1 pseudogene is annotated in these 301 nt (G+C 52.2%); it reads right to left on the bottom strand.

From position 1 onward, the window contains the following. Positions 1-301: pseudogene (locus RYX56_RS21785) on the bottom strand (penicillin-binding transpeptidase domain-containing protein); the annotation flags it as partial.

Here is a 301-nt window from a genome sequence, read left to right as displayed (position 1 = left end):
GTTCCTTATCGTCCATGGCCACTTTTTTCAGCGGCACAAACATTCCCGGCTTTACCCAGCTTGCGTCAAGCGCTTTCGTAATCTGTTCCGGCGGCATTTTTAACAGCTTGGACAGCGGCTCTAAGACGGAATTGTCCAGCTTCCCGGCGACCACTCCGACTTCGTACACCTGGCCGTTTGCCGCCAGGCTGTTGCCAAAGCGGTCAAGAATCTCTCCCCGTTTCGCCTGGGTCGTGCTCAAGCTGATTTTGTCACCCTCTTTTAATTTTGGAAAAATAAACCCGGTATTCCAGTCGACGAA

It is taken from the genome of Alkalihalophilus lindianensis (assembly GCF_032843265.1).
Lineage (GTDB): Bacteria > Bacillota > Bacilli > Bacillales > Bacillaceae_D > Alkalihalophilus > Alkalihalophilus lindianensis.
The sequence above is the reverse complement of the archived record's forward strand: the minus strand, read 5'-3'. Positions and strand labels throughout refer to the sequence as shown.